5 protein-coding genes and 1 pseudogene are annotated in these 8,617 nt (G+C 72.2%); all 6 read right to left on the reverse strand.

All coding sequences use genetic code 11. From position 1 onward, the window contains the following. Positions 1-287, reverse strand: a pseudogene (locus tag C1J00_RS46005) (hypothetical protein); the annotation flags it as partial. Positions 288-355: 68 nt separating this feature from the next. Next, complete coding sequence (locus C1J00_RS32570) at positions 356-1,447, reverse strand: AAA family ATPase (RefSeq protein ID WP_102912575.1); 1,092 nt, start codon at positions 1,445-1,447, stop codon at positions 356-358. A 16-nt stretch (positions 1,448-1,463) separates the two neighbouring features. After that, positions 1,464-2,981 carry a VMAP-C domain-containing protein gene (locus C1J00_RS32575; protein WP_102912576.1) on the reverse strand — a complete coding sequence of 506 codons (1,518 nt, stop codon included), beginning with the start codon at positions 2,979-2,981 and terminating at the stop codon, positions 1,464-1,466. Positions 2,982-3,138: 157 nt separating this feature from the next. Further along, entirely contained in the window at positions 3,139-5,679 is a 2,541-nt protein-coding gene (locus C1J00_RS32580; RefSeq protein ID WP_102912577.1) for a polynucleotide kinase-phosphatase, read from the reverse strand. Continuing rightward, on the reverse strand, positions 5,676-7,139 hold the full coding sequence (locus tag C1J00_RS32585; protein ID WP_102912578.1) for a 3' terminal RNA ribose 2'-O-methyltransferase Hen1: 1,464 nt from the start codon (positions 7,137-7,139) through the stop codon (positions 5,676-5,678). The genes C1J00_RS32580 and C1J00_RS32585 overlap by 4 nt, the downstream gene beginning before the upstream one ends. A gap of 156 nt (positions 7,140-7,295) precedes the next feature. Next, positions 7,296-8,219, reverse strand: a complete 924-nt coding sequence (locus tag C1J00_RS32590) for an LLM class F420-dependent oxidoreductase (protein WP_102912579.1) — start codon at positions 8,217-8,219, stop codon at positions 7,296-7,298. Positions 8,220-8,617 lie beyond the last annotated feature (398 nt).

Consider the following 8,617-nt stretch of genomic DNA (forward strand, 5'->3'; position numbering starts at 1 on the left):
GGCCCGGGGGGAGTGCCTTCCTCGTCGGCCGCGGGCCGGCCGGCGAGGGCGTCGTCGTCCGCCGGCGGCGGGGACGGCTGTCCCGTCCCGGAGTCCCGCGGGCGGACGGCTTCCCCTTCCGGGGCCGTTGGCGGCGCCTGCCGGTGCGTGCCGCCGGGTCCGCCGCACCGGCTCCAGTGGGCGGCCAGCCACACGGCGTCGGCGAACTCCTGCCAGCGCGGTACGAAATGATCGGGAGCGGCAGGGACCCGGTCCCCGCGCTCGCCCGCGGGCGGCTCGGGGTACACCGAAGGAGGCGTCGACGATCCCGATGCGGGATCCCCGTCGCCGGGTCCGGATGCGCGCTCCCGGGTCATCAGCGGCCCTTCGCGAGGTCGCGGAGCAGCAGTTCGACGAGCTTACGCCCGTCACCGTCAGCCTGAAAACCACCCGCAGTAGTCATCTGGACAGCGTTCAGCAACTGGTCGAGGGAGTGGATCCCACCCGCCTGGACCCGCTGGACGAACAGGTCGACGAGGTCTTCGGTGCCCTGCGGACGGAGCCCGAGGTGGCCCTCCACCATGGCCAGGAGTTGCTCCCTGGTGGGGGTGTGCATCTCCATCGGCAGGCAGCGGCGACGGAAGGCGGCGGGGAATTCCCGCTCCCCGTTGCTGGTGATCACCACGACCGGGAACTCCCGGCATTCGACGCGTCCGCCCCGCACCACGGCCCGGCTGCCCGGGTCGCTGGTGTGTACGCTCGCCGCGTCGGCGGCGTCGCGCACCAGCTCCGGAACCTCATAACTTCCATTCTCCAGAACGTGCAGCAGGTCGTTCGGCAGATCGATGTCGCTTTTGTCGAGTTCGTCTACGAGAAGCACCCGGGGCCGGTCGTAGGGCAGCAGGGCGGTACCCAGGGGCCCCAGTGTAATGAACTCGCCTATAACCGGCGCAAGTTGGGGATCCTTTGCCGCGACCGACGAGTTGACGGAATGTTCGGCGTCTTCGAACACCGGCTCCGCCCGTGCCGTCTCGCGCAGTCCGGCCTGCCAGGCGGCGATGGCCTGGGCACGGCCCATGGCGTCGTGGACGTACAAGCCGTCCCGCAGGCTGGTCCGGCTCACGACGTTCCACTCCAGCACCCGGCCGAGCCCCAGCTCACGCGAGATCAGGTAGGCGAGCGTCGACTTGCCGACGCCCGGCGGGCCGGTGATCAGCAGCGGGCGGCGCAGCAGCAGGGCCGCGTTGACCGTCTCTATCTGCTCCTCGTCGAGCTGGGGGGTCAGGCCGCCGGGGCCCAGCCGGCGCAGCGCGGCCTCCGCGTCGTCCGGGGGCGGGGCCACGGCCGGGCCGCCGCGGAACCTCCGCCAGGGCGGCGGATCGGGCAGCACGGGTGGGGCGCCCTGCGGGCTTCCGGTGGCGTGGAAGACACGCCAGTCGTCCGCGGCCGTCCGTTCCTGTGCGCTCATGCCGAAGCCTCCTAGCTCAGCTGGCGAGATCGCCGGGGTCGGTGGCCTGGAGGTCGACGACTCGTGTGGGGTCGTCCCACAGGAATCCGACGTTCCGGGCCAGGTACTGGACCGCGTCCTCCGCGCCGCTCTCGGCGTTCAGACGCATGCGGTGAATGACGGAAGGAAGCTGCACGGGCATCGTGACGGCCGCGAACACCGCGGTCACCACCTCGCGCCTCTCCTCGATGAACACACCTCTGCGGTCCCAGACGGCCAGCCCGATCCCCTCCGCGATCGCCGCTTTGAGCGCCTCCAGGGCCGGGGCCCCGGTCGGCGCGTCCAACAGCACTGCCGTCCTTGTGGATTCCCCGGCGAGCGCGATCTGCCACGCGCGCTGCCGCCGGGCGTCCGCTTCCCGCCAGGGGTGCACCGTGATCCCGTGCCGCTTCAGCGCCGCCCAACGCCGCTGCCACTGCTGCCGGACCACGGCGTTGTCCGTACGCATGCGTTCCAGACTGCGTAGATGAACCCCGTACCGCAGGCTGAGCGGAGTGGGTTCCCCGTCGCCGACGGCGAACGTCAACCCCGCCACATCGTGGTTCATCAGATCGTACGGAAGGAGGAACTCTATGTACGCAGGCGGCTCCTGGGGTCCGCGCGGCTCCGGCTCGCGCGGGACCAGCCAGAGGCGGGTGCCGCGCCGGAGCGCCTCGTCCACGGCTCGGCCGAGGTCGTCCAGGGGGGTCGTCTCGGGTTCGCCGGGGCGGGGGTCCCAGCGCCCCGGGGTCGCGTTGGTCCAGGTCCGCACGACCACGTCCGCGCTGCCGTCCCGGGCCGGTTCGACGGCGACGACGAGGGTGCGGGGGATGTCGGGCGACCACACCACCGCCGCACGTCTGTCCCGGCGCCTTGCCAACTCCGCGGTCAGGCTCGCGCGTCCGGTCCAGTCGTCGACCCAGCCGGCGAGCGCGAGGCGGTGCTCGACGGTGCCGGCGAGACGGGCGGCGTGGTCGAGGAGCAGGACGGCGGGCGGCAGGCCGTCGTCCTGCGCGTTCCATTCGAGAAGGTGCGCGAAGAGCTGCTCGGGGGTGAGTCCGTCGGGGAGGTCCAGGCCGGCGAGTTCCTCGGCCAGACCGTCCCGTAAGCGTGCGGCGGGCAGGTCTCCGCGGGAGAGCGCGACGCGTGCGCTCTTCTCGTCCTCCTTGGACAGCGGCCCGGCCAGGGCGGGGGCAGGAGCGATCAGCCGGTCGAGTTCGTCTCCGGCGGGGGCTCCCTCGAGGATGCGGACCACCCCGACCAGTACGTGCTCGCCGCCCGCCACGCTCAGCGCGGCGGTCACCAGACTCACCACGTCCTCACGGAGCCTGACGCCGCGGATGTCCACCGGCCGGTGGAGCTGTCCGCCCAGGAGGCCGGCGAACTGCACCCGGCTCGGCGCGTCCTCCACACAGCCCAGCTCGCAGAGGACGTCCGTGATCTGTAAGAGCAGCTCGAAGTCCGGTTGATGTCCGGAAGCGCCGCCGAACTCGCCGGGCGCCGTACCTGTCCGCACCGACTTTCCCCCTGAGTCGGTTCACCTGTCTGGGCAGACCAGCGAAGTTAGCACGGCAACCAACGGTTAACCAGGGACGAATGGGACTGGAAGGGCGACGCCCGGCCAGGAGGGTCCCAGGCGGGACAAGCCTGGCCGGAATCGCACGGCCCCCGGCTCACAGCCTCGGGTCGACCGGCTCCGACTCCAGGGCCAGCACCCCGAACACCGCCTCGTGCACCCGCCACAGCGGCTCGCCCTCGGCCAGCCGGTCCAGGGCCTCCAGGCCCAGGGCGTACTCGCGGGTCGCCAGGGACCGCTTGTGGTTGAGGAACCGCGAGCGCAGGCGGGCCAGGTTCTCCGGGCGCGTGTACTCCGGGCCGTAGATGATCCGCAGGTACTCGCGGCCGCGGCACTTGATGCCGGGCTGCACCATGCGGCCCTGACCGTCGCGGACGACCGCGCCGACCGGCTTGACGACCATGCCCTCGCCGCCGCGGCCGGTCATCTCCAGCCACCAGTCGACGCCGGCCCGCACCGACTCGGGGTCGGCGGTGTCGACGTAGAGGCGGCGGGTGGTCTGGAGCAGGCCGCTGCCGTCGTGCTCGACGAGCCGGTCGAGCAGGGCGAGCTGCTCGTCGTGGGGCAGTCCGGTGAGGCTGCGTCCCTGGACCGCGAGGATCTGGAACGGTGCCAGGCGCACGCCGTCCAGGCCGTCCGTGGTCCAGCAGTAGCGGCGGTACGCCTCGGTGAACGCGGCGGCGTCGGTGGCGCGTTCACTCGTGCGGGAGAGCAGGCCCGACACGTCCACGCCGCGCACCGCCGCGCCCCGCAGGGCGGCCAGCGCCTTCGGCAGCACCGCGCCGGACGCGGCGCCCACGGCGGCGTACTGCGACCGCAGCAGCCCGGACGCCTTCAGCGACCAGGGCATCAGCTCGGCGTCCAGCAGCAGCCAGTCCGTCTCCAGACGGTCCCAGAGACCGGCCTCGCCGATCGCCGTGCGCACCCGGTCGAGGATCTCCTCGGTGAGGGGGGCGTCGTCGAGGAAGGGGCGTCCTGTTCGGGTGTAGAGGGACCCGGTGGGCCCGTCCACGCCGAAGCGCTTGCGAGCCGTTTCCGCGTCCCGGCACACCAGGGCCACCGCCCGCGAGCCCATGTGCTTCTCCTCGCACACGACCCGCGCGACGCCGTCGTCCTTGTACTGGGCGAAGGCCTCGGCCGGGTGCTCCAGGTAGCCCTCCACGTGCGACGTCGCCGTCGGGGCCATGGTCGGCGGGAGGTACGGCAGCAGCCGCGGGTCCACCGCGAAGCGGCTCATGACCTCCAGGGCCGCCGCCGCGTTCTCCTCGCGGATCGAGACGCGGCCCTGGTACCGGGTCTCCACGACCCTGCGGCCCCGCACGTCCGCCAGGTCCAGCGGGCGGCCGTCCTGACCGCCTGGTGCCTCGCTGCGCAGCGGCTTCGTCGGCTCGTACCAGACCTGCTCCGCCGGGACGTCGGCCAGTTCGCGCTCCGGCCAACGCAGCGCGGTGAGCTTGCCGCCGAAGACCGCGCCGGTGTCCAGGCAGATGGTGTTGTTGAGCCAGGTGGCCTCCGGCACCGGGGTGTGGCCGTACACGACGGCGGCCCGGCCCCGGTAGTCCTCCGCCCACGGGTAGCGCACCGGCAGGCCGAACTCGTCGGTCTCCCCGGTGGTGTCGCCGTACAGGGCGTGGCTGCGGACGCGTCCGGAGGTGCGGCCGTGGTACTTCTCGGGCAGACCGGCGTGGCAGACGACGAGCCGGCCGCCGTCGAGGACGTAGTGGCTGACGAGGCCGTCGAGGAACTCCCGCACTTCGGCGAGGAACTCCTCGCTCTCGCCGGCCATCTGCTCGACGGTCTCGGCGAGGCCGTGGGTGTGCTGGACCTTGCGGCCGCGCAGGTAACGGCCGTACTTGTTCTCGTGGTTGCCGGGCACGCACAGGGCGTTGCCGGACTTCACCATCGCCATCACGCGGCGCAGCACGCCGGGGCTGTCCGGGCCGCGGTCGACCAGGTCGCCGACGAAGACGGCCGTACGGCCCTCGGGGTGGACCCCGTCTGCGTAGCCCAGCTTGCCGAGCAGTGCCTCCAGTTCCGCGGCGCAGCCGTGGATGTCGCCGATGATGTCGAACGGGCCGGTGAGGTGGCTGAGGTCGTTGAACCGCTTCTCGGTGACGACCGTGGCGCGCTCGACCTCCTCCACGCCGCGCAGGATGTGCACCTTGCGGAAGCCCTCGCGCTCCAGGTGCCTCAGGGAGCGGCGCAGTTCGCGGGTGTGGCGGTGGATGACCCGGCGGGGCATGTCCGCGCGGTCGGTGCGGGCCGCGTTGCGCTCGGCGCACACCTCCTCGGGCACGTCGAGCACGATGGCGATGGGCAGCACGTCGTACTGCTTGGCCAGGTCGATCAGCTGGCGGCGGGCGTCGGGCTGCACGCTGGTCGCGTCCACGACCGTGCGGCGGCCGGCCGCCAGGCGCTTGCCCGCGATGTAGTGCAGGACGTCGAAGGCGTCCTTGGTGGCGCTCTGGTCGTTCTCGTCGTCCGAGACGAGGCCGCGGCAGAAGTCGGACGAGATGACCTCGGTGGGCTTGAAGTGCCTGCGGGCGAAGGTGGACTTGCCGGAGCCGGTGGCCCCGACCAGCACCACCAGGGACAGGTCGGTGACGGGCAGCACGCGCCCCTGCTGTACGTCGGTCATGCCGCCTTCGCCTCCTTCGGGTCGGTCTGGGTGAACACGGCCATCTGGGTGGGCGGTCCCACCTCGGGGTCGTCAGGACCCACGGGTTCGAACGCGACGCCGTAGCCGTGCCGTTCGGCCACCGTCTCGGCCCAGGCGCGGAACTGCGCGCGGGTCCACTCGAAGCGGTGGTCGCCGTGCCGGACGTGGCCGGCGGGGAGGGATTCCCAGCGCACGTTGTACTCGACGTTGGGGGTGGTCACGAGGACCGTCCTCGGACGCGCCGAGCCGAACACCGCGTACTCCAGGGCCGGCAGCCGGGGCAGGTCGAGGTGCTCGACGACCTCGCTGAGGACGGCGGCGTCGTACCCCTTGAGCCGGACGTCGGTGTACGCGAGGGAGCCCTGGAAGAGCTGGACGCGGGAGGCCTGCCGCTCGCCCATGCGGTCCAGCTTGAGCCGCCGGGAGGCGATGGTGAGGGCGCGCATCGACACGTCCACGCCCACGATCTCGGTGAAAGCCGGGTCCTTGAGCAGTGTCTGCACCAACTGGCCCTGGCCGCAGCCGAGATCGAGGACCCGGGCCGCCTTGGACCGCCGAAGCGCCGTGACGATCGCCTCGCGGCGCTGCACGGCCAGCGGGGTCGGCTTCTCCTCGGCCTCGGTCTCCGCCCCGACGGCGTTGTCGATCTCCTCGACCTCGCTGTCGTCGGCCTCGGCGAGGCGCACCAGCTCCAGGCGCTCGGTGGCCTGCCGGGTCAGCGACCAGCGGCGCGACAGGTAGCGGCTGGTGATCAGCCGCTGCTCCGGGTGGCCGGGCAGCCAGCCCTCACCCGCGCGCAGCAGCTTGTCGACCTCGTCGGGGGCGACCCAGTAGTGCTTGGCGTCGTCGAGGACGGGGAGCAGGACGTAGAGGTGGCGCAGGGCCTCGGCGAGGGTGAGGGTGTCCGATTCCAGGACGAGGCTCACGTACCGCGAGTCGCCCCAGCCGGGGAACTCGGTGTCCAGCGGCACGGGCTCGACGGCGACGGTCCAGCCGAGCGGCTCGAAGAGCTTCCGCACGAGGTCGGGGCCGCCGCGGGCGGGCAGCGCGGGCACCTCGACGCGCAGCGGCCTGGCCTGATCGGGCAGTTCCGGCCGGGCGTTGCAGACGCCCTTCATCGCGCTGGAGAAGACACCGCTCAGCGCCACGGCGAGCAGGGAGGAGGCCGCGTAGGGTCGGTCGTTGACGTACTGCGCGAGTGCCGCGTCGGGGGCGCCGCCGCGGCCCTTGCCCTTGCCGCGCCTGACCAGTGCCACCGCGTCGACCTCCAGCAGCAGCGCCGCCGTGCAGCGCTGGGCTTCCGCCTCGGGGTAGAGGACGTGAGCCGTGCCGTAGGAGGTGGAGAACGCCTGCGCCTTGTCGGGATGCTTGTGCAGCAGGTAGCCGAGGTCGGTGGCGGGGCGTTCCGGAGTGCCGGTGGTGGTGATCGTCAGGAACATGCGGAGGGCCTCTCCGGCTGGGTGGACGCTGTCGGTGCCGTACGTGCGCGAGCCCCCGGGGAGGGTGATCCCGGGGGCCCGGCAGGACGACGCCCACAGCTTCGCACACCTGTGCCCACCAGCGCCTTCGTTTATGGAGGGCGGCTCAGCGGGCGCTTACGACAGCTGCGACTGCACCTGCGCGGAGATCAGTTCCAGGTGGTCGAGGTCGTCGAGGTCGAGGACCTGGAGGTAGATGCGGCGGGAGCCGATCTCGGCGTAGCGGCCGATCTTGTCGACGACCTCGGCCGGGGAGCCGGCCAGGCCGTTCAGCTTCAGCTCGTCCACCTCGCGGCCGATCGCGGCGGCCCGGCGGGCGATCTCCGCCTCGTCCCGGCCGACGCAGACGACGAGGGCATTGGAGTACGTCAGCTCGTCGCCGCCGCGGCCCGCCTCCTCGGCCGCCGCGCGCACCCGGCCGAACTGGCGCTCGCTGTCCTCGACGGAGGCGAACGGCATGTTGAACTCGTCGGCGTACTTCGCGGCCAGCCGCGGGGTGCGGGACGGGCCGTGGCCGCCGACGAGCACGGGGATCTTCCGCTGCGCGGGCTTGGGCAGCGCGGGAGAGTCCGTGAGGTCGTAGTAGGCGCCGTGGAAGTCGAAGGTCTTGCCCGCCTCCGTCCCCCACAGTCCGGTGACGATCTCCAGCTGCTCCTCGAGGCGGGCGAACTTCTCCTTGGGGAAGGGGATGCCGTAGGCCTTGTGCTCCTCTTCGAACCAGCCCGCGCCGAGGCCGAGTTCGACCCGGCCACCGGACATCTGGTCGACCTGGGCGACCTGGATGGCGAGCACACCGGGCAGCCGGAAGGTGCCGGCGGTCATCAGGGTGCCGAGCCGGATGCGCTTGGTCTCGCGGGCGAGTCCGGCCAGGGTGATCCAGGCGTCGGTCGGGCCGGGCAGGCCGTCCACGTTGCCCATGCGGAGGTAGTGGTCGGAACGGAAGAAGGCGTCGAAGCCGAGGTCCTCGGTGGCCTTGGCGACGGTGAGCAGGGTGTCGTAGGCGGCCCCCTGCTGGGGCTCGGTGAAGATGCGAAGATCCATGCCTCCATCCTGCACCGCCTCGTCGGACGATCACGAGATCGGTCCCCCGTCCACGGCGGTCCCCGGTCGGGTGAAAATACGTCAATACCGCAGCCGCCTCCCGGCCCGGCCAGTGACCGGCCCCGGTGGTGATCGTTGGCTCGGGCGGAGCCGGAGCCCCCGGCTTCCGCACCGGGGGTGACCTCCGGGGCGTCACCCGCGTCGGCCTCCCCAGGGGCCGGGGGCCGAGGAGGCCGTCATGTCCGAAGAGACCGTGCCGCAGCAGGGCGGGAGCGGGCAGCCGAAAGGGCTGTTGCAGCAGATGGAGGAGCTGATGGCGGCGTTGAACGCGGACCTGTCGGCGCTGGACGCGGATCTTCAGGCGGCGGGGGACGCCGAGCGCGGGGCCGTCGAGGAGG

Source organism: Streptomyces cahuitamycinicus (assembly GCF_002891435.1).
GTDB lineage: Bacteria > Actinomycetota > Actinomycetes > Streptomycetales > Streptomycetaceae > Streptomyces > Streptomyces cahuitamycinicus.

Excerpts from the sequence above, each read along its gene's own strand:
- C1J00_RS32570 (WP_102912575.1), bottom strand. The coding sequence starts at position 1,447 with ATGAGCGCACAGGAACGGACGGCCGCGGACGACTGGCGTGTCTTCCAC.
- C1J00_RS32580 (WP_102912577.1), bottom strand. The coding sequence starts at position 5,679 with ATGACCGACGTACAGCAGGGGCGCGTGCTGCCCGTCACCGACCTGTCC.
- C1J00_RS32585 (WP_102912578.1), bottom strand. The coding sequence starts at position 7,139 with ATGTTCCTGACGATCACCACCACCGGCACTCCGGAACGCCCCGCCACC.
- C1J00_RS32590 (WP_102912579.1), bottom strand. The coding sequence starts at position 8,219 with ATGGATCTTCGCATCTTCACCGAGCCCCAGCAGGGGGCCGCCTACGAC.